Raw genomic sequence first — 24,068 nt, 5'->3', positions numbered from 1 at the left:
CTCGCCCTTCTCAACCGCCACCATAAAGCGCATCCGCTCGTCCACGGCACAGGTCTCCTTCCAACCCATCGGCAAAGCCCTCCTTGCCGACAGTTGACCTGTTACCCATGTCGCCGGTCTATTCTGTTACCCATGTAGCCGGTTAGGACCCGCGCCACCTTCTCCCACAAGGGGAGAATTTTCACTCCACCGGCCTCCATATGGCTCTATCGGCCTATACTTAACCCACTGATATTCCTAGAAAGAGCTCCATATGGTAGTGTGCGCCTCTATAGGCCTTTACACACATCCTTGAGACACTTTCTGGGACACAATGGCACGCAAGGTTCGCAACAGCCTGCTCGAAAGCCGGAGCGCGCGACTGAAGTTGGCAGTTCGCCGCAAGCCGTACAGCGGCTCCGCGTTGGGGCGAGGCATGGCGCTGCTCTATCGTCGCAACAAGACGAACGGTTCATGGGTTGCGAAGGTCAGCGACGGTCACGGCGCATACTGGACCAAGGCCTTCGCCGAAGCCGACGACTTCGACGCCAGCAATGGCAAGACCATCCTCGATTTCTATCAGGCGCAGGACGTTGCGAAGTCGCTGGCGCGTCGGCAGCCTGGTGATGTGGGCGAGGACAGCCGCCCCGCGACGATCGGCGAGGCGCTGGATCGGTACGCGGACGATCTGAAGGCGCGTGACGGCGACCGCTCTAACGCGTCGCTTCCGCGCAAGCATCTCACGACGATTCTACTGTCGAAGCCGGTGCAGTTGCTCGACCCCAAGGAACTCAATCAGTGGCGGAACAGTCTGCTCGCGAAGGGGCTGAAGCCTGCAAGTGTGGTCCGCTACTGCAAAGGCCTTCGCGCCGCCCTGAACTTGGCCGCTTCTCACGACCCCCGCATCACCAACAAGGCAGCATGGGAGGTCGGGTTGGAGGCGTTGCCCGACGCGACGGTTGCTCGCAACGTTATCCTCGATGATCGTACCGTTGGCCAGTTCGTCAACGCCAGCTATGCGCGCGATTCCGCGCTCGGCCTATTCGTGCACGTACTGGCGGAGACCGGCGCGCGACCATCGCAGGCGGCGCGGCTTCTGGTCGAGGATCTGCACGGTGGCCGACATCCGCGATTGTCGATGCCGCGCAGCGCCAAGGGCGGCAGCAAGAACCGCACAGCGCGCAAGCACGAGCGCGTCAATGTGCCGATCACCCCCTCCCTTGCGGCGAGCCTGAAGAAAGCCGCCAAAGGCCGTAAGCCCGATGCGCCATTGCTCCTGAAGGGCAACGGGCAGCCGTGGAGCAAGAGCCCCAGCGATGACTATCGCGAAGACATTGCGGAGGTCGTGCGCGCAATCGGCCGCGATCCTGAAGAGGTGACGCTGTACGCGCTGCGACATAGCAACATCGTCAGGCAGCTTTTGCGTGGCGTCCCAGTTCGCCTCGTTGCGGCGAGCCACGATACGAGCGTGGCGCAGATCGAGCGAACGTACAGCAAGCATATCACCGACCATGGCGACGACATCTCGCGTGCGGCGCTGTTGCACCACCAGCCGCCGCCTGCGCGTGTCACCAGCCCGATTACAGGCAATGACCATGCGAAAGAAATCGCGGACGTCCGAGCCGTCGCTTGACGATCCGCTCTGGCGGCCGGTTGACGAGGAACACAAACTGCTCAGTCAGCGCCTCGGGAATCGGCAACTCGCGCACGTCGATCTGAACCAAGCGCTAGCCGAGGGTCGTGTGCGCACCATGCGGCGGCAGATCAAGGGCGGTGAACCCGAACCGATGCTCCCCGACTTTTGGGCCCACCGCGATCTCGTGATCCACGCCAATGGCTCGTTTACTCGGATCCATGGCGGTCCTCCAGATCCAGGGAGCTTTGTGTACTTCCTCTGGCACCCGGACGTTGAGAAGGTCTGGCCAGCACTGCGCCAAGTGGATAACGAGGTGACGCCAGTGCGAGCAAAGCCGGGAACAAAGCCAAGAGGTGATTGGTACACGCTGATCGCGCAATGGCTCATCGCGGTCGCCGCTGACGATCCAAAACGACTGCGCAACGTCGATGTGTTGGTCGTCGAAGCGACAGCTTTCCTGCAGGACGAAATAAACTGGTCACCGGCAAATGCCAAAGACCTTCGCAAGAAGATCGTCGAGCTGTTGATCCTGGTACCACGCTAACTACCCCGAACTCCACCTGAACTACCCCCGAACTCCACCTGACCTCCCCCCAGTGAATTTACTAAGGTCCGCCAACTCTTTTGGAGGACCACCATGGCTCTTCGTCCCGAAGTCACGGGCAAGAAGATCACCTCGACCGGGACGGTGATCGGAAGCGATCTCGACGCCTACAGCATCGAGACGTTCTGTGCCAGGCACAGCATCTCGGTTCCCCAGTACTACAAGATGCACAAGGTCGGCCTGACGCCGGTTGAGTTCCGGGTGGGCACGCGCGTGCTGATCAGCCGTGAAAGCGCTGCAGCGTGGCGGCGTGAGCGCGAGGCTGACAACGCTGCTGGCTCCGTCGCCGAATAATCGGCGCTGGCGTCTCAAAACTTTGGTCTGAATTCGCCGAGGCTAACCGCCGCTCGGCTGAGGCGAACTATGCGTCGAAGCAGCGGCGCCAACGACCAGGTACACGCACGGATGCCAAGCCGGTGCACCTGGTCGCACGAATAGGAGGGCAGATATGCCCAACTTTACGCCTGAAACCGCGGTCGCACGTTACGCGGTAACGCCACTCGACTCCCCTGTCAACATTCTGCAACTCGTACAGCACCTCTCCGAGCGAGCGGAAGAAATCTCCGCCCGTTTCTTTGCCGCCTCCAGCGCGGCTCAAGACGAGCTCGACGCCCTCGAGGCCCACGATCTCGGTGACGAGCTCAACCATCGGCGCAAGTCGCTCGCTGAAGATCTGCTTGAGATCGAGATCGCAGCGCATGATCTCGCCGAGCTGGTCGATCTCCTCAACAACCGCATGTCGTAGCCAAAAAGGGGCGCCATCGCGAGATGGCGTCCCCTTTTGCTTTTGGAGGACACCAAGATGGCGACCCACCCTCAGTTCCGAACCGCGTTCCACCTCAAGGCCACGGTGCGCCTGGCCACCGGAGTACGTTGCCCGCATTGCGAGACCGAGCTGCGTCCAGAAGATGTCGAGCCGCTCGAATATGGCCGCGTACCCACCATCTGCTTCGGCTGCCTCGCGTGCTGTTCGTGATCGAGCGTCAGTGATGGCTGGCCTGTTCAGAGCCTCCAGCGGCTCGCTGGCAGCCGCGCTCGACCTGGCTGCACATCCAGTCAGCGGTCGGCAGACTCGGCGTATTCCTGCGCTGAGCGCGGTCCGGCTGACCGCAGAGGGGGACGGTCTCTCCATTACTTCGACCGCGGTCGACGACACCGTCACGACCAGGCTCGACGGCACGGCCGAGGGCGAGGTGGCGGTGCCGTTGGACATGCTCGCAGCCCTAATGCGGCACTTCCCCGCTGCGGAAGAAGTCGTCATCGCTGCTGATCACCGCGCCGCCGCCATCGCCGCCGGCAATTCCAGCTTCAGGCTGCCCGTGTTTCCGATCACCGATCTCCCGGAGCCGCTTGTTCTCGGGCCCGAAACAGGCTGCGTCGAGCTCGATGCAGGGGTCGCCCGCGATCTGTTTGCCAGACCAGCGTTCGCGGCTGCGGACGACGCATCCTGCCCCTACCTCAACGGCATCCTCCTGCACAACGTAGATGACCAGCTCGTCGCCGTCGCTACTGATGGGTTCCGGTTCTGCCGTGTCACGACGCCGGCGGCGTCGACACTGTCGGCGGATCACTCCCTGATCATTCCGAACGAGATGGAGAGGGCCATCAATCGCCTGCTCGGCAGCACGTCGGGGCGCGTGATGTTGCGCCGTTCAGCAAATCTGTTTGCGGCTGATGGCTCAGGATTTGTTGTCGTCAGCAGAACGATCGGCTCGACCTACCCCGATCATGAGAGGTGGATCCCCATCAAGGCCACGAACGTCGTTACCACCAACTGCGTCGGAGTGCGAGAGGCGCTCGCGCGCTTCAAGGCAGTGGCCGACCCGCAGATCCGACCGCATGAGGTCAGCTTGCGCTGGAACGCGGCGGGATTGCAGTTGCGGGCCGACGGCGGCGAGGACCGTCTCGCTGCCGGCGTCGAGGGCGAAGGCGAGACCGCGGCTCAGATTCACTATCTCGATGTCGCGATCGGTGCCGTCCGCGGCGCTAACGTCAGGATCAGCGTTGCCGACAGCGGCGGGATGATCCTTGTCACCGACCCCGACGACGAAGGTTTCGTCGCGGGCCTCATGCCGATCCGGCCGAGGTCGTCATGAGCGACCTTCTCGCCGCCGCTCTCGATTACGCCGTGAATGGGGTGCCCGTGTTTCCAGTCGAGCCGCGCGGCAAGAAGCCGGCGGTTAAGCGGAGCTTCTATGCGGCGACCACCAATCCGGCAACCATCCGGCGCTACTGGACCGATCCCGATCGAAACATTGGAATCCCGACCGGAGCGCCTTCGGGCGTCTTGGTGCTCGACATCGATGGCGAGGAGGGCGAGGCGAGCTTGCGTTCGCTCGAGGCCAAACACGGCGCCCTGCCAAAAACACGCACCGTGCTTACGCGTCGCGGTCACCATTTGTGGTTCGCATATCCCGGTGCGATCCCGTCCTCGATCGCGCAAGTCGGCGAGGGCCTCGATGTTCGTGCCGATGGCGGTTACGTTGTTGCGCCGCCGTCGATCCATGAAACCGGCCATATCTACACCTTCGAGGATCCGCACAGGCAATTGGCTGTGGCGCCGGCATGGCTGATTATCGCGGCTCGCATCAAACCCACGAGATCGATCAGCGACGCCTCTCTGACCCGTCCAATCAGCACCTACGGTGGTGCCTACGGTCAAGCCGCGTTGCGTGCAGAGATCGCGATGCTCGCCGCAACTCCGCGCGGCTCCCGAAATCACGCGCTCAACAAGGCGGCCTTCAACCTGTTCAGACTGGTCGCCAGCGGTGAGCTCACCGAGACCGAAGTCGTCGAGTCCCTCCGGCATGCCTGTTCAGCAAACGGCCTCGCCCAGGACGACGGTTGGAACAGCGTGGCGGCCACGATCCGTTCAGCCCGCACGGCTGGAATACGGCTGCCGAGATTGCGAGGCAGGCCATGACTGAAGTTCTGCGCCCGTATCAGGCCAAGGTCGTCGAGGAATTTTGGCGCGCGGTCGAGGCGGGGTTGCGCCGGATCATTCTGGTCGCGCCGACCGCGTCAGGCAAAACCGTAGTCGCGCGGGCGGTTGTTGAGCAGGCTCGAGGTAGAGCCCTTGGCTCGCTATTTCTCGCGCACCGCCGTGAGATCCTCACACAGACCAGCAATAAGCTGCGCGGGATCCCCCACGGCATTATCCGCCCAGGCAACCTCCTCCGACCATTGGAGCTAGTGCAGATTGCGAGTGTGCAGACGCTGCATCGCCGCGCGATCAAAGCTGGCATCCTCGAATTGCCTGAGGCCGCTCTGGTCATCGTTGACGAATGCCACCACGTCGTGGCGAACAGCTATCGGTCGATCATCGAATGTTACCCGGAGTCCATCCTGCTCGGGCTAACTGCCACGCCGTGCCGTGGTGACGGCCGCGGCCTCGGCAATGTTTTCCAGGCCATGATCCAGTGCCCACAGGTCGGCGACCTCATCGAGCAGGGCTTTCTGGTCCCGACCCGCGTCTACGCACCCGTTGATCCCGACCTGCATGGTGTTCGCGTCCGGCATGGTGATTACGTCGAAAGCGATCTCGCCGACCGGATGGATCGACCGAAGCTGGTCGGCGACATTGTCACCAACTGGATCAAATTCGCCCAGCGACGTAAGGCCGTCTGTTTTGCTACGAGCGTTCGTCATTCGATCCATATCCGTGATGAGTTCTTCGCCGCTGGCGTCCGTGCCGAACACATCGATGGCACAACGCCAATGGACGAGCGCGACGCCACCTTGGCGAGGTTGGCCTCCGGCGAAATCGAGATTGTCACGAACTGCATGGTGCTCACCGAGGGATGGGACATGCCTGCCCTCGGTTGCCTGATCTTGGCGAGACCGACGAAGCAGATGGGTCTCTACCGTCAGATGATCGGCCGGGGGCTGCGGCCGGCGCCGAACAAGACAAACTGTATCGTCATCGACCATTCTGGCGCCACCTACCGGCTGGGCTTCGCCGAGGATCACGTCGAATGGACGCTCGATCCCGACCTCAAGGCGAACAATCCCACCCACGCCGTCCGCGTTGGTGACCAACCGGGCGGACCGAAGATCGTCGAGTGCCGGGAATGCGGAGCTGCACGCGTCGGCGGGATGGCCTGTCTGAGCTGCGGCTATTTGCCGGAACTATCGCCGTGCGCCATTGAGGTTGTCGACGGCGACCTGGGCCTCGTCGATCCTTCGCGAAGGGCGCGGCCCTGTTTGGACGACCCCTATTTGCGTAACCAATGGTTCTCCATGCTCGCCGGCATCGCGGCCGAGCGCGGTTACAAGGCTGGATGGGTCGCTCACCAGTACCGCAACAAGTTCGGCGACTGGCCGCCCCCCGGCGCGCGGCCAGTGCCGACCGAGCCATCGGTCGAGGTAAGACGCTGGGTGCAATCTCGGATGATCGCCTACGCGCGCCGGAGAAAATCAGCATGAGGAAGAAGGACACTGCGGAGCGTTTTGTCCGGCTCACCCACCGTATGATGCAGACGGCGGCCTGGCGCAGCCTCAAAGGAAACGACCGCGCCATCTACGTTGAGCTCGTCATGCGTTACCGGGGCAACAACAACGGCAGCATCCCCCTCTCGGTACGAGAGGCGGCACGGTCGATCCTGGTGTCGAAGGCGACGGCCGCTCGCTCTCTGATCCGTTTGCAAGACCGCGGCTTTATCGTCACTACGGCGAAGGGTCGCTTTGCTCCCCAGCGCCACGCCACCGAGTGGCGGCTTACCGAATTCAGATGCGATCTGACAGGCCAGCCTGCTTCTCGTGACTTCGAGAACTGGGTTGCCGCAGACATCATCCCGCTCCGTGCTCGGAGGGGGTAGAGAGAGGTATAGATGGATAGCTTAAGAGTGTCTCACCCACGAGACCGGGCCTGGTCTCACCAACGAGACCGTAGGTGGGCCTACAGTCTCATGCGTGAGACGACAAGGTATCACCCACGAGACCGTGTGGTCTCACTGATGAGACCGCATGAGGCAATCGAGGCGGCGCGGGTCGCTGGCAAAGAGCTCACGGCCGATGGGGACGATCTTGGTTGGAGCGCAGCGTCGGCACCGCCGGCAGAGATACTCGACGCACTTTTCCAGCACGGCGCCGAGATCGTGGCGCTACTCCGGCCAGGCCGTGACGCCTGGTCGCGCGAGGAGGCATGGGTAATTAGCGAGGGAGAGTGAGATGTCTACTGGTTTCGTTCTCAGCAAGAAGGTGAGCGCGCGCGATCTATTCGATGATCGGTTGGAAAATTGTGGAATTCGAGAGCATGTCTGTACCGATACCAACGAGAGGAATCGTTGCCTGACCGACGGACGCAACTATCTTTGGGTCAGTATCGCCGACGACGGGCTGGTTGCGGAATTAACAAGGTACGGAGCGAACGCTCCAAGTAACATACTGAGGGCGATCGCCGAGACATTCGATACGGACATCTTCAGTGAGCATGAACCTCAATTCTGGGGCTACAGCACGCGGGAGGAATGGGACGCCGCTATGGAAGACGTGGCCCGCCGGAATCGCGACGAGTTCTATATTGACGTGTGTGCATACGTCCGGGGCGAGGTCCACAAGATTACTCCTGGCACAATTGGAGAGATAGAGGCCAAAATCGCCAAGTCGCTCGTCGAGAAAGACGCGGCGCTCCTGCAGCCAGAGAACAAGGACAGGCTAATGGCCGAAATGGAAACTATCTACCACCGCGACCACTCCACAGTCGTTACACTAGGTCCGGAGGACTTAGCCCTCTCCAAGATGCTCGGAACTCACGAAGATGATCTTCCGCAAGCGTGACTGTGACACGGGGGGTAAATTCGCGCTTGACCAAGCGCGCCAATTCGCCAGCCGCGACGAGACGCGCTATACTAAAGTTCGGGCCCCAATGAACCGGACGCCCGATGAACTGGACGGATGTCATTGAGCCGGAGAGCGCCAACAGGAGGGGGTACCAACCCCGTAAACCCTTTGCCAGCAAAGAGAGTACCACCTAACATCCGATCGCTGTGCCGGGCTTATACAGACGAGGCCGTGAGGTCCCTTGCTGCAATCATGCGTCAGGTCGATGCCCCACCCAGCGCGCGCATACAGGCCATCGCCATTCTTCTGGAACGCGGCTGGGGCAAAGCCGTTCAGCCGATCGCGGGCGAGGACGGCGAACCGATCCGCATCGTCATCAGGCAGCTCAACGAGGTCACTGATCTTGATCTGACGCCGACCGGCAAGACTGCCGGGCTCGTGAACTGAGCATTCTTGGAGACTGATCTAAAAGCCGAAAGACGCTCACGTTGTGGCTACGCGGCGGGATCCGAAATCTTAGAGACCGCGAGCCAGGACGTTCCTGACGCTGCTGGCGTACCAGGCGCCACCACGGGGGCCAGCGACGCCCTGATCGTTCAGCCGATCAGCGATCTCGCGGAGCGACTTGGCTCCGGCACCTTGGATCTTGTGGATGAGAGGCATCACCTCGATGGCGCGGGCGTCGGCGGCTTGCCGATTGTGCTGGATCGCGCGGTGTCGGGCGTCGCTAAGGCTCGGGTTGCCAAGCCTGACCCCTCGCACTTTCGCCGCAGCCAGGGCGTCGCGCGTTCGTGTGGCGATCCACGTGCGTTCCTTCTCTGCCAGCGCGGCAAAGAGGTGCAGCACGAACGGATCAACGTCCGGCCCCAGCTCCGCCACCACGAACGGCACACGGTGCACCATCAAGCCGCTGATGAAATGCACGTCTCGGCTAAGGCGATCGAGCTTGGCGACGGCGAGGTGACACTTCGCCTTCTTAGCCCTCGCCATTGCGGCTCTAAGCACCGGACGACGCTCAAGCGCGTCATGACCCTTGCCGGAGTCAACCTCGACGAACTCATCCATGATGTGGAAGCGCTCGGCTTGAGCAAAGTTAGCCAAGGCGGCGCGCTGCGCCTCGAGCCCGAGACCTGAACGACCTTGCTTTGGTCTGGATACGCGCAGGTAAGTCACCAGGGGACGCTCGGGAGTCACGGGATACCTCTCACAAAACTGCTGTAGTTATCTATACGTCCGTTTAGAATCTGTACGATACCGTTTTCGGAATCGCAGCGATTCATTTTTGCTGTAACAGCGCGTGCTGAGTCTTGCCGGCCTATGCTAGGTCACGGCGATCGGCAATTCCTTCGCCTGCGCGCTCGCGCTTCACTGCTCCTACGCCAAGCACCCACAGCAGCCGCAGGCTTGGCAACGGATGCGCCAGGCGCATTTGCTAAACGGCTCCGGTGGCCGTCGAGTTGGACTGCTGTCACTAAGGGGGTGGGGCGACCCCAGGGGCACTTAGTCGGGATTGCAGCGACCAAGGTACCGATGGATCGTCACTACGCTGCTCGCCCCGAAGATCGTGACGCGGATATCGTGATCTTTAATTATTGCGATGATGAGGAAACAGTCTGTCGCGCAGTGTCGCGTTCATTTCTGACTTGATGTCCAAGCGCGTGCTCTTCATCGTTGCGCAGCTCGGCCTCAACGTCGACCCGTTTATGCTGCACATCTACGCTGCTTTGGCCGAAAAGGAGCGCGCGTTGATCTCGGAGCGCACGAAAGAGGCCCTGGCGAAGGCCAAGGAGGCGAGGCGTTGTCCTGGGCAATCCGAATGTCGGCAGGATGAATACGGAGGCTGCAGCGGCGCGCGACGCCGGCCTGATCGATATCCTGACGGAGATCGGTTGGGAGCAGCCCTACAAGGACATCGCCGAGCAGCTCACCGAGCGCGGCGTGCCAACGCCACGCGGTGGCGATACCTGGAACGCGATGACAGCGATGCGGGTGTTGAAGCGGCTCGGCCTGCGCCAGTGAGAGGCGCGGGCAGGCGGGTGACCCTCGACCTGAAGGGGTGGGGGACCTCCGGGGTGGTATGTCGGGATTGCAATCGGGTAGGTACCGGAACCGGTAACACGGGTAAATCTTCGAGCGCGGTGGCAAACAAAGAAAGCTCCCTCGCGAAGACGGTGGCTGGCGAGCTAGCGCGGACCACAGATGAGCCGGATTACTTCCGCTTTCGGCGGCACATCGGACTTCGCCGGACGTGCTACTGGCTCGACCCGGTCGCGAATGACCCAGAGCGGCACCCCACAGCCCCACCATAAAGTGCTAAGCTCGTTCTCCCACAGGCGTGGTCTCTGGTGTGAGGGGCGCATGCGACGGCGGGAATTCTTCGTGGGTACGGCGGCCACGGCGGCAATTGGCTTTGCTCGGCCGGTTTGCGCTCAGACCGACGCTCGGTCGCCAAGTATAAAACGCATCGCATTTGTTCATCTCACGGAAAAGCTTGAGGGGTTGACCGTCAGGGGTCGCTACAAGGCATTTTTTGGGGAATTGAATAGGCTCGGCTATATCGAGGGGAAAAACCTGGTCGTGGAGCGGTATTCGGCGCTCGGTCAGATGGAGCGCTACGATGTTGTCGCTCGTGCCGCTGTCGCGAGCCATCCTGATTTGATCATCTCGATAGGGACCCTGCTTGCCCGCCAGCTCATGCCGCTAACCGCCACGATCCCAATCCTGACAACGAGCGGCGATCCAATTGCCAGCGGACTTGTGACGAACTTGGCGAGGCCGGATGGAAATATCACGGGAATAAATGTTGACGTAGGATTGGAACTCTACGGCAAGCGCCTTCAATTCCTTCGCGAGACGGTTGGCAAACTGAGCAATGTTCGGCTGCTCATCCCTGCATCTGCAATATTATATTGGGACATGGCTATCGAGCCACTGCTACGACGGACCGGTATTCCGATCACAGCCGCGGTGCTTGCCGACAAAGTCATCAATCGCGAAGCATATGAACGAGTGTTCGACGCAATGGAAGCAGAAAGAGTTGACGGTCTTGTGGTCGCAGACTCCCCCGAGCACATCACGAACCGTGAAGTGATCGTTGACCTCGCGGCCAGACGCCATCTGCCGACGATCTATCCCTATCGGGAATACGTGGATGTCGGTGGGCTGGCATCCTACGGTACTGATACTGCGGATCTGCTGCGTCGCCTCGCCAATATGGCGGACCAAATATTGCGCGGCGCAAAACCGGGCGACATCCCGTTTTACCAGCAAACCAAATTTGAATTGGTGCTCAATCGAACAACCGCAAGATCGCTTGGGCTGGAATTTCCGCCGTCCCTGTTGTCTGTCGCCGACGAGGTGATCGAATGAAGCGGGCGACTGCTGGCCCTTCGCGTCGTATTGCGCCGCCAAACGAGATCGGTCGCTTAATGGCCAAAGCGGAAGTCGACGGGTAGCCATCTATCGCCGCTGACGACGCTCGTGACCCCGACCGGACATGCCCTCATGCGGGGGCTGCAATAAGTGGGCGCGCGTGGTAAACTTTCTGCCCCGAACAAGGGAGCCGGACATGCAAGCGCGGGACGTGATGGTTCGTGGGGTTATCTCGGTTGGCCCCGATATCCCCGTTCAAATCGCGGCAAATGCGATGGTCAGTAACTGCGTCAGCGCGCTCCCGGTCATCGATATCCACGCGAAGCTGGTCGGCATCGTTTCGGAAGGCGATCTGATCCGGCGCGTCGAGATCGGCACCGAACGGCGCCGTTCCAGAGGGGGCGAAACACTCATGTCAAGCGACGCGCTGGCGAAGGAGTTCGTCAAGTCGCACGCCAAACGGGTAAGCGATGTGATGACGCGTGAGGTGATAACGGCGCAGCCGGAAACACCGTTGCGGGAAATCGCGAACTTGATGGAGAAGCACAGCATCAAGCGGGTGCCGATCGTTCAGGACGAACTAGTGGTCGGTATCGTCAGCCGTGCGAACCTGTTGCAAGTCTTGGCCCACACCATCGACATTACGGATTGGGTTGAAAGCGACCGCGTGCTGCATCAACGCTTCGTCGACAGCATCAAGGATCAGCCGTGGGCGGGCAGACCCTTCAACATCATCGTCAATGACCGCTGCGCCGATCTCTGGGGATTTGTCTACAGCGTAGAAGAGAAGACCGCCGTTCGCATTGCGGCCGAGGCAACGCCGGGGATCGAGTCGGTATCGGATCATTTGGGCATCGCCCCCTGAGTCAGTTTCTAGCCCCAAGCGCGGTTGATGGGTGTCTGCTCTTCCGCCGTTGTCAGTGGATGAGCAGACATTTGGAGTACGGGCCAAGATCGCGAATGACCCTGGCTGTGTGAAAACGCAGTGCCGCTGCTATGATTCTCTCGTGATTCTGCGGGGGAATTGATGAGGCGCTTCGTTGCGGAGGCGGATCGTGGGCAATGGACGCTATTGCCCGAATGCCTCGATGATTTCATTGACGAGAGCAACCCTGTTCGCGTGATCGATGTATTTGTCGATGCGCTCGATTTGGCAAAAATGGGCTTTGAGGGAGTGGAGCCGGCGGCCACCGGTCGGCCGTCATACCACCCCGCAGTTCTCCTGAAGCTTTACATTTACGGCTATCTGAACCGGGTGCAGTCGAGCCGGCGGCTCGAACGCGAGGCCGGACGCAATGTCGAGGTCATGTGGCTACTGGGCCGGCTCGCTCCTGATCACAAGACGATTGCGGACTTCCGCAAGGACAACGGCTTGGCGCTTCGCAAAGTCTGCGCGCGGTTTGTGAACTCTGTCGTGAGATGGGCCTTCTCGCGACGGCGAGCGTCGCCATCGATGGCAGCAAGTTCAAGGCCGTGAACAACCGGGACAGGAACTTTACACGGGCGAAGGTGGAGCGGCGACGTGCTCAGCTGGAGGAGAGCGTCGCGCGCTATCTGAGCCAGCTTGACACAGCCGACCGACAGGAGCCGACGCAAGCGCTGGCCGCGAAGGTGACGCGGCTCACCGAGAAGCTGACCAAGCTGAAGGAGGAAATGGGCAAGCTTGCCGTCTACGAGAAGCAGATGCTGGCTTCGCCTGACCAGCAAATCTCTCTGACCGATCCCGACAGCCCGTCGATGGCGACGAGCGGGCGCGGTTCCGGCGTCGTCGGCTACAACGTGCAGGTCGCCGTCGACACCGAGCACCATCTGATTGTGACGCATGAGGTCACGAACAGCGGCTCAGACCGGGCTCAACTGGCCAATATGGCCAAGCAGGCGAAGGCTGTTCTCCAGACCGAGACGCTCGAGGCCGTGGCCGATCGCGGCTACTTCAGCAGTCCGGAGATCCTCGCGTGCCACGAGGCCGGCATCACGGTAACTCTGCCCAAGCCGCAGACGTCGGGTGCCAAGTCAGAAGGTCGCTTCGGCAAGCAGGACTTTGTCTATTTGCCCGAGGAGGACGCCTATCGTTGTCCGGCCGGGGAGCGATTGCCGTATCGCTATACAAACGAAGAAGCCGACAAGATGCTGCGGCGCTACTGGACCAACGCCTGTAAGAATTGTTCGATCAAACCCCAGTGCACGCCCGGGTCAGAGCGACGGATCACGCGATGGGAGCACGAGGATCTGCTCGACGCCGTGCAGCAGCGGCTCGATGCGAACCCGCTCGCTATGCGCCTTCGTCGCGAGACTGTCGAGCATCCGTTCGGCACGATGAAGGCCCGCATGGGAGCGACACACTTCCTGACCAAAACGCTCCCAAAGGTAGCCGCCGAGATGGCCCTCTCGGTCCTGGCCTATAATCTGACCCGAGCAATGAATATCCTCGGGATCAGGCCGCTGATCGCCGCGATCGCGGCCTAAGGCCGGCCCACTTTTGGCTTCAAGACTGACGGCCCTGTAGACGTCGAGACCTCGTGTGCCGTCAGGCGCATTCGATCTTGCCGCGGTCCGCGGCCTGCCTCGACCTTTGAGAAAGCAGTACGTCGTCCCCGACGACGCGACGGCCGGTCCTTCGTGTTTGATCTAGCGCAAGAAACTGGGATCGCTTTCAAGATAGCTTTTATTATTCAATGGTTCATTGGAGGTCGCAATGATCATTGAGCGTCTATCCCAGGAACACCGCAATATTGAGACGCTGCTCGCCGTGCTTGAGCGCGAGCTTGAGATTTTCGATCGCGGGGACCACCCCGACTATGAGGTCATTCGCGCGATTATCAGCTACTTCGAGCTCTATCCGGAGCTGTATCATCATCCCCAAGAAGAATTGGTCTTTGCCAAGCTAAAGCTTCGAGATCCAGCTGCGGCGGCAAGGGTTGGCGATCTAACGCTTGAGCACCAAAAAGGGACCCAGCGTTTACGCCGCGTCGCTCAGGCGATCGACAGTGTTCTCGCGGATCGGGAGATTCTTCGGCTAAATGTGGACAACATCGTTCGCGATTTCATAAAGAGCGAGCGGCGCCATATCATGATCGAAGACCGCGATTTCTTTCCCGCCGCCCTCAAGGTTCTAAAGCCTTCAGATTGGACTGAGATCGCTTCGGCCTCAACGAATCATGAGGATCCGCTGTTCAGCGAGGCCGCCGAAGAAATCTTCGACGCGCTACGAGCGCGCATCGTGCAGATGGAGAAAGAGTCCGAAGTCGAACGGCGTTAGAAGCGCAGTCAGCAGTGGGGTTAGCTAGTTGATGAGTGTCCAAATGGCAGATTGTGTGATTGTTCGAGCCTACGGAAGGCAATTAGATCAATTGCGTGCAGAAGCGTCCCGCATTGCACGAGGAAGACAGGTCGACTGGTGGATAGACCGTGGCGATAGAGGGACGCATTTTTGCTTCGAGAGCGCTGAAGCAAAACAAGCGTTCACATCGATGTGCGACAACTTCGCCGTCCCGTACGTCGAAGCCTAGATCATTTCATCGCGGCTGTGGCTCTTGTTAGGACCGATCCGGTGAGTTCGTTCTTCTTGGTGCAGGCCGCACGTCAATGGGCGGCACGGGCCGAGCAGATGGAATTACGCGAGACGCAAACAGGTCTGTTGATCGTCCGGCACCGTCGTGAGTGAAAACCGCGGGTCCGGTCCGGGCCGTGTCTTCAGGTGCCGGGATCGCTCCGATCGCACTGCGGGCACCGGCCGTCCGTGGCGGCGCCGAGTTGACGGCCGAATTCTTCCCTGAGGACGTCCGATGCCCAGAACCCGCCATCGCTCTTGATGATTCTTTTCGCCCGCTCAAAGGCATGGCTCTCCGCGGCATCGTCGCCGACGCGGATGATAACCTGATCGTGGAAAGGACAGACAATCGTGGCACGGGTGGTTTCGAGCGCGTAGCGCACGGCCGCGGTCAGATCGTCGGCATGAATGTTGCTGGACATCGTGGCTCTCCTGTCGACGTCGTCGCGGAGCGGAATGCAAATCGGAACCCCGGGCGTCCGGAGAGGAGGTCGCACATCCCCAGTTCCTCGGGTCCGCATTGCCCAGCTCAACAACGGATGTCGCATGCTCCAATAGGGGCTGCATGATCATCCGCAATTTCGCCGAGGCCTCAACTCAAAGGTCGCCTTCGCGTCAGCAATCGGGAGAGCGAGCAACTCGTTGATCTAGATCATTTCGCCATACTGTCAAGATCGCATGCTGTGCACCGGACACGAGGGAGGTTTCATATGGCACCGGTCTCAACACCACCACCTAACGAAAAATGCCCTCGCTGTGGTTCCGGGTCAGTACACCTCGAGTGGCATGAACGCATCAATGCTCAGGAGGCCCAAGAGCTTTGGCGCTGCTGGAACTGCAACAGCGAATTTGTCACCGCCGTCGCGTCTGACGGGACGGAGTCGTCAGCCGCCGCGATCACCGAACCGTTCTTTACGAACCTGCTTGTCTGATCAATTACGCCTGAGCCGATCGACAAGGGAACCGTTCGATGTGCTTGGTTGATGTATCGAGACCTCGCTCTGGTAACGTGCGCATGACTTAAGAGGTGTTGTTGATCGGAATCGACGCCGAGCTCGGCCTTGATGCCATCGAGCCTCATCATTTCGAGCGCTGGCATGAAGTTACGGACGCTGATAACCGCCGCGATTGCTGCCATGCTCCCGCTGTCTAATGCGGGAGCACAGGTGAACCAGCCGGCTGGCAGCACGTCAACCCAACTATCGGATCTTATGATCGCGCTACAACTCCAGCACATCAAATTATGGTTTGCCGGAAAGCTCAGCAACTGGGACTTGGCGAATTATGAGCTTCGACAGATCCAGACAAACTTGCGGAAGGCAATGTCGTCTCCCTCCGAAAACTTGCGATCGTCCCAAACTACCGAACAGCTGCAAGCTCTGGATCGCGCGATCCAACAGAAGGATGGTGCAGCTTTCGCCAAGGCTTACTCGGATCTCACGAGCGGATGCAATGCCTGTCACCGCGCCAGCGGATTTGGTTCAATCACCATCCAGGTGCCGGTCAACTCGCCGTTCAGCGATCAGCTGTTCGCGGATCAGATCGGGCAGGGTCGCGCGCTCGCTCACGGGACCTGCGGCCTCTGTCACGTCATCTCGGATTCTTCAAGGGAGACACCAGCCTTTCGTTTCCCCGCGCCAAGCTTCAGCGAAATTGCCAGCCGGCCATCATTTTCAGCCAACGATCTCCGACAGCTATTGACGTCAAACCACCGTCGCGTAGGCCCGAACCAGGCAATGCTCAAGCCAAAGCTCGCCGAATACCAGATTGACGCGATCGTGGCGTTCTTCGAGACCTTGCAAGCCGACCGGGCTCGCTAAGACCCCAGCTTACGGTCACGGTCGTGCCAATCAGCGTTCTAGTCCTGAGTCTTTAGGCTAAGGATAAAATTCGCGAGAGCGTCAGCCTGCTCAGGTGCGATGACCAGGTTCGGCATGTTGCGGTGGCTGGTCTTCAGGAACACTTTCAGCGAAAGCGCTGTCGTTCCATGCCTGTTTGCGATTGCCGCGAAGCCCGGTGCCTGATCCGACATTCCCGCCATGTTCGGTTCGATTGCATGACACGGCTTGCACCATGCTTCCGCGAGGCGACGTCCTTCCAGCGCGCTGTCTGCAGCAAGTTTAGATCCGTCTGCATTGTGCACGTGGACGAGAAAAAATGCTGTGATCAGAATCGCGAGGCTGATGTCGACTCGGATGCTGCGGAACATGTTTCGATCTCAACTCGCGGTTGGGCACCCACAGCAACACCGCGCGAGCGCCCGCGGGCACCTTCATCGACAAAACCGCCTGCCGATCAGCTGTTCCGGCGATCAGCTGTTCCGGCGAAGGAAAGCAGAATGACCGAGCGCAATCGCGCCTTAACGGAAGGCGCGGCTCCTTAGCATGCGATCAGGTCGGTATGTCCAAATCCCTTTGAGTAGTCGAGCAGGGAGACGATCGTGGGTGTCAGGCGGAAGACGCAGACGTCCGAAGTTTTCGGCATCGGGAGATCAAGGCCCTTCTGGTTCGGATATCGCGAGATCAGGAGCCGTAAGGCTTTTTCGAATTCGGCGGGATCCGTTACGAGCTTCGCGCGTGCCGCCATCGATAGGCCCGCGATGTCCATCACTTGCGCGGAATCGTCATCTACCGTTAGCGAGACCCGATCGTCCCTTGCCAGGTTAGCTGCCTTCTGGCTGTCCGCTCCGCAAAGGAAATAGATGACGAGTCCATCATTGGCGTAGCCGACAGTGGTTACCTGGGGCCAGCCGTCAAATCGTAACGTCGCGATCCTCGTGGTCCGATGCTGATCCAGAAGCCGAAGGATTTTCCGCCTGAACATTTCGTCCATTGGTCGCCTCCGATTTAGATCAGTTTAGCCCCGAAGGAACGCGCACGTTTTGAGGCAGGTCAAAAAAAGAAGTCGGCGCCCATGCCTGGGCGCAGTCGGCCTGCCTATACGCCTGAGGGTAATTAGGCCAATGCTCTCGGAGGGGGGTGCTATTTGGCGTCCATGCTTGTCGCTATCCGGACCCATCGCCAACCGAGCTCATCTTTGAGCTGCATCAAACTGGCTTTCAACGGCGGTGACATCGTGTGGAGTTGGAGGTCTGCGTGATGCGCCGATTTGCCATGAAAGCCCTATTGACGGCTCTGGCGTTTCAGAAGAGCCGAGAAGGAGCGAATCGATTGGGATCGAAGCATCTTGATCTTCTCGACGGTGGTGACCGTCGGGTTGGTTGCGCTCTATGTCTACGGCAGGGGCAACCTCGCGTTGGTGAGCCGTTTCGCGGGAACGATTGCGATGCTGCGATGCTTGCTGATACTCTCGACAATAGGTCTCTGCTCGAGCACCTGCGCCCATGCGCTCGATGAGGAGCAGCAGCATGGCAAGGAGCTGCTGCAAAAGATGTGCGCCCGCTGTCACTCAGTTGGCAGAACCGGCGCGAGTCCCAACAGGCAAGCGCCGCCCTTTCGCAGCTTTAGCGAAACCAAACTCTACGACAGCGACTTTCTGCAACGACTGCAGGATGGCTATAGCAGCATTCATCCCGCAATGCCGACCTTTCGCTTCAACAGAGACGATGCAGAAGCAGTCCTAAACTATATGAAGTCAATTCAGGAGCCATTTAAGCCGAGGCAGTTGCCGCAACGATGAAGTCTGGTCTTCTCCAGGGCGGCAGACAACGAAGTTGGTTTCGGAAGAGGGTGACCTGAATGTGTGACTGCGGAAGAAAATAATGTCATTCGAGCGAGTCCTGCGATGGACTCTGGTTGCGATCGCAATCGCGGGATTAACCGCGGGTACTCTTGCGCGAGCCGGCGACCGTCCTGATCTGGCCGATCTCGCTTGGGCAATCGGCACGGCACCCGTGATAGGAGGACTGGCGATCTCGATCGTCAGGGATTTGCTGGGTGGCCGCCTCGGAGTGGACGCGATCGCGCTCCTTTCGATGAGCGCGGCGTTGGCGCTCGGCCAGCCGCTTGCCGGGGCTGTGGTGGCGCTGATGTATTCTGGCGGAGGATATCGCGATCGCACGAGCGGAGCACGACCTGCGGTCACTGGTCGATCGTGCGCCGCGCCGAGCACACCGCAAGATCGGCGGTCAGATCGAAGAGATTCCGATCGAGGCAGTCAGGGTCGGTGAAGGGCTCCTGGTACGGGCGGGCGAGATCGTGCCGGTCGACGGTATCGTTGGTTCGAACTCGGCCACCATCGACGAGTCCGCGGTTACGGGGGAGCCGATCCCGGTCGCGAAGACACGCGGCAGTGCTGTCCTTTCTGGTTCGTTGAATGCGGGCGAGACGTTCGAGTTGACCGTTACCGCACCGGCTGGCGAGAGCACCTACGCTGGTATTGTACGCATGGTGACGGCGGCGCAAACGGCAAAGGCTCCGTTTGTGCGCCTGGCCGACCGCTATGCGCTGATCTTTCTGCCAGTGACGCTCGTCATCGCCTTCCTGGCGTGGCGGATATCCGGTGATCTGACCCGCAGCCTCGCTGTGCTGGTGGCGGCAACGCCTTGTCCCCTGATTCTCGCTGCACCTGTCGCCTTCATCGCCGGCGTGGCGCAAGCGGCCCGTCGCGGCATCTTGGCCAAGGGCGGAGGGGCACTGGAGGCGCTGGCTCGCGCGCACACCGTGCTCTTCGACAAAACCGGGACCCTGACGGTGGGAGGTGCGCGGTTGCTCTCGGTTGAGGTCGCTCCGGGGGAAAACCCGGACGAGGTCCTCACGCTTGGGGCATCGCTTGAGCAGGCCTCGCATCACGTGCTCGCCAAGACCGTCGTCGCTGCGGCCGTTGATCGCGGCCTCAAGCTGAAAGCGCCCGAACAGGTCAAAGAGACCAGGGGCACCGGCTTGTCTGGCCTGATCGATGGCCGCCAAGTAACCGCTGGTTCGCGAGAGCTGCTTCGCTCACATGCCGAGCCGTCGCCGTGGGAGCTGCGGGCAATCCGGCGCGCATCTTGGCGCTCGGCGTTGATCGTCTTTGTTGCCGTGGACGGCCGTCCGATCGGTGCGCTGCTGCTGGCCGACGAGCTCCGGGCTGATACGCCGCGAGCGATCCGGTTGCTGCGCGACGCGGGCATCGCGCGAATGGTGATGGTCACGGGCGATCGCGCTGCAGCGGCGCAGGCAATCGGAGCAGCGCTCGACCTCGATGCCGTGCTGGCCGACCGCGTTCCCTCCGACAAGGTTGACGCCGTGCGCACGGAACAGCGGCTGCATCCGACCATCATGGTCGGCGATGGCATCAACGATGCCCCGGCACTGGCCGTGGCCGATATCGGAGTTGCACTCGGCGCGCGCGGCGCGAGCGCCTCGTCCGAGGCGGCAGATGTGGTCATCCTGACCGATCGGCTTGATCGCGTGGGCGAAGCGATCATAATTGCGCAGCGAGCACGGCGTATCGCCTTCCAAAGCATCACTGTTGGTATGGGATTGTCGATAGCGGCCATGGTGGCGGCCACCGTTGGCTGGCTGAATCCCGTACCGGCAGCAATCGTGCAGGAGGTGATCGATGTTGCCGTCATCCTGAACGCGCTTCGGGCGCGCACTCCAGTCCATGGGGTCGCCGGCCGCCGCATATCCGCAGAGCAGGGGCTGGCACTGCGTCACGAGCATCAGGCGCTGTTCAGTGATCTCGACCGGCTGCGCAAGATCGTCGATGCGATTGACGATGCTACCCCAGACACCGCGGCGGCCTTGATCGAAGAGGCTGATCGCCTGGTTCAGGGCAGCGTCGTGACGCACGAGCGCGAGGACGAGGGCAGCGTCTATCCGAAGATTGCAGAGGTGCTGCGAGAACGCCATGGCCTCTCGGCCATGAGCCGCGCGCACCGAGAGATCCTGCACCTTGCGCGGCTGCTCGCGCGGATCGCGGCTGACCTGCCGTCAGAAAAGGTCGATCGCTATCTTATCCGAGACGCCCAGCGTGTGATCGAGGCAATCGAAACGCTGGTGCGCATGCATACTGCTCAAGAGGAGGATATTTACGAAGCCGTGGCCGCGCAGTGAGCAGCTTGGCGAGCTTTACGTAACCTGAGCGCCAAGCAACAAGGCCTTGTTGGTTAGGGCGCGGACTCATTAGCACGAAGCCAATCACGTCTCGGGCAGCACCATCAATCAGTAACGCCCTGGGCCTGAGTTACTTCCACTTTCGGCGATATAGCCGACTTGACGGACTTGCTACTGGCTTGACCCCGGTCGCGAATGGCCCCTTGCGGAAGTCAGGCTACCAGAATCACTGCGGCGCACAACGTCCCTTTTGAATGTGCCGGGATGGTGGGGTTCGCTTTCCATCCTGAGGGGCGGTCTATGACGAGCCCGCTTTGATCCCTGTCAAAGTGGAAAGCGGATCTTGTGCGATGCTCAATCTCTGCCTTTGGTGCCGTCATGACGACAGTTGGTCACATCTTGGAAGAGAAGGGCCATCAGGTATGGTCCGTCCGTCCTGGCGACAAAGTCTACGACGCAATCAAGATGATGGCCGACAAGGACGTTGGCTCGCTGGTTGTGCTGGACGGCGGCAAAATAGTCGGCATCGTCACCGAGCGGCACTATGCCCGCAACGTCTACTTGAAGGGGCGCGCGTCGCCACAGACGCGGGTCGACGACATCATGGAACGCAACGTCGTGTGCGTTGGGCCCGACCAATCAATCGAGGAATGCATGGCGCTCATGACTACAAAGCGCCTCCGCCATCTGCCGGTGATTGGACATGGCGAGCTTCTTGGCATCGTTTCGATCGGTGATCTGGTCAAGAGCATCATCAGCGACCGGGAATTTGTGATCGAGCAGTTGGAGCACTATATCCGCGGCAGCACACGATGACCTCGCGCAACGAGGAGAAGGTCGTGTTGTCAGCAAGCAAAAAGTCAAAGCGCGAGCCGCGCTCGCGCCGGGCCTGGATGCGGTCGTTTCGGCGGACCGCAAGTCGCTTCGAAATTTGAGCTAAGTCAAAATCGATAGCTCAAAAATCGCCGATATAAACATTAGAGGGGGTGTTCCGAACCTGCGAAGGAGCAATCGAATGGCACTTCCGAGACTGTGGACCACTAGCCAGGATTTGGTTTCAGACCCCTTCCGAGCCATGCAGCGTGAAATGGAAAACGCGCTCCGAGCTTTCGGTCGGGGTTCGCCCTCCGCCTACATTGGAGCTGGCATCCCGCCGGTCGCTGTAGCGGAGACAAAGGATGCCTTCGAAGTGACGGCCGAGCTTCCCGGTGTTGACGAGAAGGACATCAAGGTCAGCGTGGACGAAAACCAGCTGGTCATTTCCGGTGAGAAAAAGGCCGAGAGCACAAGGGACGAGAAGGAATGGCACGTTGAGGAGCGGACCTATGGCTCATTCTATCGATCGATGTCTCTACCTTTTGAGCCTGAGGACGGAGCTGTCGAGGCTCATTTCGACAAAGGCGTGCTGCATCTGACAATCAAGAAGCCAACCAAGGTCATGAAGAGTTCAAAGACAATCGATGTCAAGGCGGGCGCTCCCCCTAACAAAGCTTAGTTCCTGATCTGATTGCAGCGAGACCTCAGAGAGCCGCCTTCGGGCGGCTTTTCGTTTCAAGTGCGCTGGCTGGCGGCATGTCTCTTGTTGGCCCCAAAAGCGAAGTCCGGTCTTGCTCTTTGATTGTCGCCTTATCGGGGCTAACCGGAAGCAGCCGAACGACCTTCCGAACGGCGCCTTTTGACCCATTGTGGTCCTGAGCGGGTCGAAGTCCCGCACTGCGGCTTGAAGCTCGATCTCACGTCGAAGCAAAGTTAGCGGGTCTCACAATGAGAGCTTCCTCACAATCCTTGCTGAACGTACGACCGTAAGACCCCAGACTAGCCAGGTTAAAGAATAAGGTCGTCTGGAAGCGCCTTGCTCCGTCCGAGCGGCCCCCTATTGTCCTGCCTCGGCCGGTGCAGTGTGTTAATCTCCTGCGAATAGGCGTCGCGCGATAAGGTGTCATATGTTGAACCGTCGCATGCTTCTCGTGACGTTCGGCTCGTCTGCGTTCGCGGCATCTAACTCCTTTGCCCAACAGTATCCGAGAAAGCGCCCGCGTATCGGCTGGCTGGTACCGACGACTCAAGCGGAGTGGAACGGCCTTCTCGAAGAATATCGGCGCGGGATGCGTGAACTGGGTTACATCGAGGGTAACACGGTCGAAACCGAATATCTTTACGCTGATGGCCACGTCGACCGTCTTCCCGATCTTGCAGCGAAGCTGCTTGAACGCAAGGTCGACCTGATTGTCACCGCGGGTACGCCTTCGATCATCGCTGCCAAGCGGGCAACGGATAAAATACCGGTTGTATTTGCCGCCAGCAGCGATCCCCTCAATACGGGCATTGTCACAAGTCTCGCCAGGCCCGGGGCCAATCTCACCGGATTATCCCTCATGGCGTCGGACCTGAGTGCAAAGCGGCTGGAGTTGATTCACACCCTGGTGCCGAGCGTGAACAACATCGCCGTTCTGTGGGATTCCTCAAATCCGGGGATGGCTTTTACGCGTCCGTGAGACCCGCGCTGCTGCCGAGAGATCCAAGATTGAGTTTTTCGACGCTGGCGCGCGCAATCTGGACGAACTGACGACGATGTTTGATGAGTTGTTGAAGCGAAAGCCCTTAGCGCTAGTGGTGACCGCAGAACCGTTCACGATGGAGCACCGGTCTCGCATTGTCGATTTTATGGTCCGCAATGCGATTCCGGCGATGTTCGAAGAGAGCAGGTTTGTTGAGGCTGGTGGATTGATGTCTTACGGGCCGAGTGTACCCGACTTGTTCCGGCGCTCGGCGATCTATGTCGATAAGATCCTCAGAGGCGCCAATCCGGCTAATCTACCGGTCGAGCAGCCTACCAAGTTCGAACTGGTGATAAATCGCAGAGCTGCCAAGACGCTCGGCATCACGATACCCGACTCAATCCTCTTGAGCGCCGACAAAATATTCGAATGAGCTGAGCGATGCCCGCTCCTGGCCGATTTTGTTGCAAAAGTCGGTTGAGGCGAGCCGGCAAGCGTGATTCCGTTGTGTTGACGCGAATCGCGACGAGGTCGATCCATGATGGGCCGTCTGAAGAGTGACCAAGGTCAACTGTTCTACGCGTTTCATCTCAGCGACGCGGTTCCCGAAGATCATCTAGTGCGGAAGATCGACACTGCTCTCGATCTG

25 protein-coding genes and 3 pseudogenes are annotated in these 24,068 nt (G+C 60.1%); 23 read left to right on the top strand and 5 right to left on the bottom strand.

The features are described from left to right. Positions 1 to 313 precede the first annotated feature (313 nt). From JQ632_RS36440 to JQ632_RS36395, 10 genes are all read left to right on the top strand, one after another. Positions 314 to 1,612, top strand: a complete 1,299-nt coding sequence (locus JQ632_RS36440; protein WP_212407538.1) for a site-specific integrase — start codon at positions 314 to 316, stop codon at positions 1,610 to 1,612. Continuing rightward, positions 1,575 to 2,159 (top strand): hypothetical protein, encoded by a 585-nt coding sequence (locus JQ632_RS36435; RefSeq protein ID WP_212407537.1) that lies wholly within the window; start codon positions 1,575 to 1,577, stop codon positions 2,157 to 2,159. Before JQ632_RS36440 ends, JQ632_RS36435 begins: the two co-directional genes overlap by 38 nt. A 93-nt stretch (positions 2,160 to 2,252) precedes the next feature. Next, positions 2,253 to 2,513 carry a hypothetical protein gene (locus JQ632_RS36430; RefSeq protein WP_212407536.1) on the top strand — a complete coding sequence of 87 codons (261 nt, stop codon included), beginning with the start codon at positions 2,253 to 2,255 and terminating at the stop codon, positions 2,511 to 2,513. A gap of 154 nt (positions 2,514 to 2,667) precedes the next feature. Beyond that, positions 2,668 to 2,964 (top strand): hypothetical protein, encoded by a 297-nt coding sequence (locus JQ632_RS36425; protein WP_212407535.1) that lies wholly within the window; start codon positions 2,668 to 2,670, stop codon positions 2,962 to 2,964. Between the two features lie 244 nt (positions 2,965 to 3,208). Continuing rightward, complete coding sequence (locus JQ632_RS36420) at positions 3,209 to 4,315, top strand: DNA polymerase III subunit beta (protein WP_212407534.1); 1,107 nt, start codon at positions 3,209 to 3,211, stop codon at positions 4,313 to 4,315. Next, on the top strand, positions 4,312 to 5,142 hold the full coding sequence (locus JQ632_RS36415; RefSeq protein WP_212407533.1) for a bifunctional DNA primase/polymerase: 831 nt from the start codon (positions 4,312 to 4,314) through the stop codon (positions 5,140 to 5,142). The genes JQ632_RS36420 and JQ632_RS36415 overlap by 4 nt, the downstream gene beginning before the upstream one ends. Then, complete coding sequence (locus JQ632_RS36410; protein WP_212407532.1) at positions 5,139 to 6,644, top strand: DEAD/DEAH box helicase; 1,506 nt, start codon at positions 5,139 to 5,141, stop codon at positions 6,642 to 6,644. The genes JQ632_RS36415 and JQ632_RS36410 overlap by 4 nt, the downstream gene beginning before the upstream one ends. Then, positions 6,641 to 7,036 carry a hypothetical protein gene (locus JQ632_RS36405; protein ID WP_212407531.1) on the top strand — a complete coding sequence of 132 codons (396 nt, stop codon included), beginning with the start codon at positions 6,641 to 6,643 and terminating at the stop codon, positions 7,034 to 7,036. The genes JQ632_RS36410 and JQ632_RS36405 overlap by 4 nt, the downstream gene beginning before the upstream one ends. A 352-nt stretch (positions 7,037 to 7,388) precedes the next feature. Beyond that, positions 7,389 to 7,997: a hypothetical protein gene (locus tag JQ632_RS36400; protein WP_212407530.1), complete on the top strand. Its 609-nt coding sequence runs from the start codon at positions 7,389 to 7,391 to the stop codon at positions 7,995 to 7,997. 255 nt (positions 7,998 to 8,252) lie between these two features. Then, complete coding sequence (locus tag JQ632_RS36395) at positions 8,253 to 8,447, top strand: hypothetical protein (protein WP_212407529.1); 195 nt, start codon at positions 8,253 to 8,255, stop codon at positions 8,445 to 8,447. Between the two features lie 69 nt (positions 8,448 to 8,516). On the opposite strand, the gene JQ632_RS36390 is transcribed toward JQ632_RS36395, so the two are convergent. Continuing rightward, a complete protein-coding gene (locus JQ632_RS36390) occupies positions 8,517 to 9,194 on the bottom strand; it encodes a recombinase family protein (protein ID WP_212407528.1) in 678 nt (225 codons plus the stop codon). A 452-nt stretch (positions 9,195 to 9,646) separates the two neighbouring features. Here JQ632_RS36390 and JQ632_RS39885 point away from each other — a divergent pair. From JQ632_RS39885 to JQ632_RS36365, 6 genes and pseudogenes are all read left to right on the top strand, one after another. After that, a pseudogene (locus tag JQ632_RS39885) lies at positions 9,647 to 9,733 on the top strand (resolvase); the annotation flags it as partial. A 94-nt stretch (positions 9,734 to 9,827) separates the two neighbouring features. Continuing rightward, complete coding sequence (locus JQ632_RS39880; RefSeq protein ID WP_249152791.1) at positions 9,828 to 10,019, top strand: recombinase family protein; 192 nt, start codon at positions 9,828 to 9,830, stop codon at positions 10,017 to 10,019. Positions 10,020 to 10,358: 339 nt separating this feature from the next. Continuing rightward, on the top strand, positions 10,359 to 11,369 hold the full coding sequence (locus JQ632_RS36380; RefSeq protein WP_212407527.1) for an ABC transporter substrate-binding protein: 1,011 nt from the start codon (positions 10,359 to 10,361) through the stop codon (positions 11,367 to 11,369). Between the two features lie 199 nt (positions 11,370 to 11,568). Next, positions 11,569 to 12,237, top strand: coding sequence for a CBS domain-containing protein (locus JQ632_RS36375; RefSeq protein ID WP_212407526.1), 669 nt, complete (start codon positions 11,569 to 11,571; stop codon positions 12,235 to 12,237). Between the two features lie 162 nt (positions 12,238 to 12,399). Next, positions 12,400 to 13,838: pseudogene (locus JQ632_RS36370) on the top strand (IS1182 family transposase). Positions 13,839 to 14,067: 229 nt separating this feature from the next. Further along, entirely contained in the window at positions 14,068 to 14,631 is a 564-nt protein-coding gene (locus JQ632_RS36365) for a hemerythrin domain-containing protein (RefSeq protein WP_212407525.1), read from the top strand. A 434-nt stretch (positions 14,632 to 15,065) separates the two neighbouring features. On the opposite strand, the gene JQ632_RS36360 is transcribed toward JQ632_RS36365, so the two are convergent. Both JQ632_RS36360 and JQ632_RS36355 read right to left on the bottom strand, forming a co-directional pair. Further along, on the bottom strand, positions 15,066 to 15,344 hold the full coding sequence (locus JQ632_RS36360; protein ID WP_212407524.1) for a hypothetical protein: 279 nt from the start codon (positions 15,342 to 15,344) through the stop codon (positions 15,066 to 15,068). Between the two features lie 380 nt (positions 15,345 to 15,724). Continuing rightward, positions 15,725 to 16,060: a hypothetical protein gene (locus JQ632_RS36355; RefSeq protein ID WP_212407542.1), complete on the bottom strand. Its 336-nt coding sequence runs from the start codon at positions 16,058 to 16,060 to the stop codon at positions 15,725 to 15,727. Positions 16,061 to 16,088: 28 nt separating this feature from the next. Between JQ632_RS36355 and JQ632_RS36350 the strand changes: the two genes are divergently transcribed. After that, entirely contained in the window at positions 16,089 to 16,742 is a 654-nt protein-coding gene (locus tag JQ632_RS36350) for a hypothetical protein (RefSeq protein WP_312015704.1), read from the top strand. Between the two features lie 38 nt (positions 16,743 to 16,780). On the opposite strand, the gene JQ632_RS36345 is transcribed toward JQ632_RS36350, so the two are convergent. Next, entirely contained in the window at positions 16,781 to 17,131 is a 351-nt protein-coding gene (locus tag JQ632_RS36345) for a cytochrome c (protein ID WP_212407522.1), read from the bottom strand. Positions 17,132 to 17,301: 170 nt separating this feature from the next. After that, entirely contained in the window at positions 17,302 to 17,754 is a 453-nt protein-coding gene (locus JQ632_RS36340; RefSeq protein ID WP_212407521.1) for a pyridoxamine 5'-phosphate oxidase family protein, read from the bottom strand. 453 nt (positions 17,755 to 18,207) lie between these two features. Between JQ632_RS36340 and JQ632_RS36335 the strand changes: the two genes are divergently transcribed. The 6 genes and pseudogenes from JQ632_RS36335 (at position 18,208) to JQ632_RS40185 (ending at position 23,852) form a co-directional block, all read left to right on the top strand. Continuing rightward, on the top strand, positions 18,208 to 18,561 hold the full coding sequence (locus JQ632_RS36335) for a c-type cytochrome (RefSeq protein ID WP_212407541.1): 354 nt from the start codon (positions 18,208 to 18,210) through the stop codon (positions 18,559 to 18,561). 82 nt (positions 18,562 to 18,643) lie between these two features. Next, positions 18,644 to 20,921, top strand: a pseudogene (locus JQ632_RS36330) (heavy metal translocating P-type ATPase). A gap of 378 nt (positions 20,922 to 21,299) precedes the next feature. Further along, positions 21,300 to 21,737, top strand: coding sequence for a CBS domain-containing protein (locus JQ632_RS36325; protein ID WP_249152789.1), 438 nt, complete (start codon positions 21,300 to 21,302; stop codon positions 21,735 to 21,737). A gap of 199 nt (positions 21,738 to 21,936) precedes the next feature. Further along, positions 21,937 to 22,416 carry an Hsp20/alpha crystallin family protein gene (locus JQ632_RS36320; RefSeq protein WP_212407520.1) on the top strand — a complete coding sequence of 160 codons (480 nt, stop codon included), beginning with the start codon at positions 21,937 to 21,939 and terminating at the stop codon, positions 22,414 to 22,416. Positions 22,417 to 22,879: 463 nt separating this feature from the next. Beyond that, on the top strand, positions 22,880 to 23,416 hold the full coding sequence (locus JQ632_RS40190) for an ABC transporter substrate-binding protein (protein ID WP_212407519.1): 537 nt from the start codon (positions 22,880 to 22,882) through the stop codon (positions 23,414 to 23,416). Continuing rightward, a complete protein-coding gene (locus JQ632_RS40185) occupies positions 23,379 to 23,852 on the top strand; it encodes an ABC transporter substrate-binding protein (protein WP_212407539.1) in 474 nt (157 codons plus the stop codon). Before JQ632_RS40190 ends, JQ632_RS40185 begins: the two co-directional genes overlap by 38 nt. Positions 23,853 to 24,068: the final 216 nt, after the last annotated feature.

Origin of the sequence: Bradyrhizobium liaoningense (assembly GCF_018130955.1) — a bacterium.
GTDB classification, from domain to species: domain Bacteria; phylum Pseudomonadota; class Alphaproteobacteria; order Rhizobiales; family Xanthobacteraceae; genus Bradyrhizobium; species Bradyrhizobium liaoningense_C.
Note: the sequence above shows the minus strand (reverse complement) of the source record. Positions and strands in the feature narration are given on the sequence as shown.

Excerpts from the sequence above, each read along its gene's own strand:
- JQ632_RS36440 (WP_212407538.1), top strand. The coding sequence starts at position 314 with ATGGCACGCAAGGTTCGCAACAGCCTGCTCGAAAGCCGGAGCGCGCGA.
- JQ632_RS36435 (WP_212407537.1), top strand. The coding sequence starts at position 1,575 with ATGCGAAAGAAATCGCGGACGTCCGAGCCGTCGCTTGACGATCCGCTC.
- JQ632_RS36430 (WP_212407536.1), top strand. The coding sequence starts at position 2,253 with ATGGCTCTTCGTCCCGAAGTCACGGGCAAGAAGATCACCTCGACCGGG.
- JQ632_RS36425 (WP_212407535.1), top strand. The coding sequence starts at position 2,668 with ATGCCCAACTTTACGCCTGAAACCGCGGTCGCACGTTACGCGGTAACG.
- JQ632_RS36420 (WP_212407534.1), top strand. The coding sequence starts at position 3,209 with ATGGCTGGCCTGTTCAGAGCCTCCAGCGGCTCGCTGGCAGCCGCGCTC.
- JQ632_RS36415 (WP_212407533.1), top strand. The coding sequence starts at position 4,312 with ATGAGCGACCTTCTCGCCGCCGCTCTCGATTACGCCGTGAATGGGGTG.
- JQ632_RS36410 (WP_212407532.1), top strand. The coding sequence starts at position 5,139 with ATGACTGAAGTTCTGCGCCCGTATCAGGCCAAGGTCGTCGAGGAATTT.
- JQ632_RS36405 (WP_212407531.1), top strand. The coding sequence starts at position 6,641 with ATGAGGAAGAAGGACACTGCGGAGCGTTTTGTCCGGCTCACCCACCGT.
- JQ632_RS36400 (WP_212407530.1), top strand. The coding sequence starts at position 7,389 with ATGTCTACTGGTTTCGTTCTCAGCAAGAAGGTGAGCGCGCGCGATCTA.
- JQ632_RS36395 (WP_212407529.1), top strand. The coding sequence starts at position 8,253 with ATGCGTCAGGTCGATGCCCCACCCAGCGCGCGCATACAGGCCATCGCC.
- JQ632_RS39880 (WP_249152791.1), top strand. The coding sequence starts at position 9,828 with ATGAATACGGAGGCTGCAGCGGCGCGCGACGCCGGCCTGATCGATATC.
- JQ632_RS36380 (WP_212407527.1), top strand. The coding sequence starts at position 10,359 with ATGCGACGGCGGGAATTCTTCGTGGGTACGGCGGCCACGGCGGCAATT.
- JQ632_RS36375 (WP_212407526.1), top strand. The coding sequence starts at position 11,569 with ATGCAAGCGCGGGACGTGATGGTTCGTGGGGTTATCTCGGTTGGCCCC.
- JQ632_RS36365 (WP_212407525.1), top strand. The coding sequence starts at position 14,068 with ATGATCATTGAGCGTCTATCCCAGGAACACCGCAATATTGAGACGCTG.
- JQ632_RS36360 (WP_212407524.1), bottom strand. The coding sequence starts at position 15,344 with ATGTCCAGCAACATTCATGCCGACGATCTGACCGCGGCCGTGCGCTAC.
- JQ632_RS36355 (WP_212407542.1), bottom strand. The coding sequence starts at position 16,060 with ATGGCAGCAATCGCGGCGGTTATCAGCGTCCGTAACTTCATGCCAGCG.
- JQ632_RS36345 (WP_212407522.1), bottom strand. The coding sequence starts at position 17,131 with ATGTTCCGCAGCATCCGAGTCGACATCAGCCTCGCGATTCTGATCACA.
- JQ632_RS36340 (WP_212407521.1), bottom strand. The coding sequence starts at position 17,754 with ATGGACGAAATGTTCAGGCGGAAAATCCTTCGGCTTCTGGATCAGCAT.
- JQ632_RS36335 (WP_212407541.1), top strand. The coding sequence starts at position 18,208 with ATGCTGCGATGCTTGCTGATACTCTCGACAATAGGTCTCTGCTCGAGC.
- JQ632_RS36325 (WP_249152789.1), top strand. The coding sequence starts at position 21,300 with ATGACGACAGTTGGTCACATCTTGGAAGAGAAGGGCCATCAGGTATGG.
- JQ632_RS36320 (WP_212407520.1), top strand. The coding sequence starts at position 21,937 with ATGGCACTTCCGAGACTGTGGACCACTAGCCAGGATTTGGTTTCAGAC.
- JQ632_RS40190 (WP_212407519.1), top strand. The coding sequence starts at position 22,880 with ATGCTTCTCGTGACGTTCGGCTCGTCTGCGTTCGCGGCATCTAACTCC.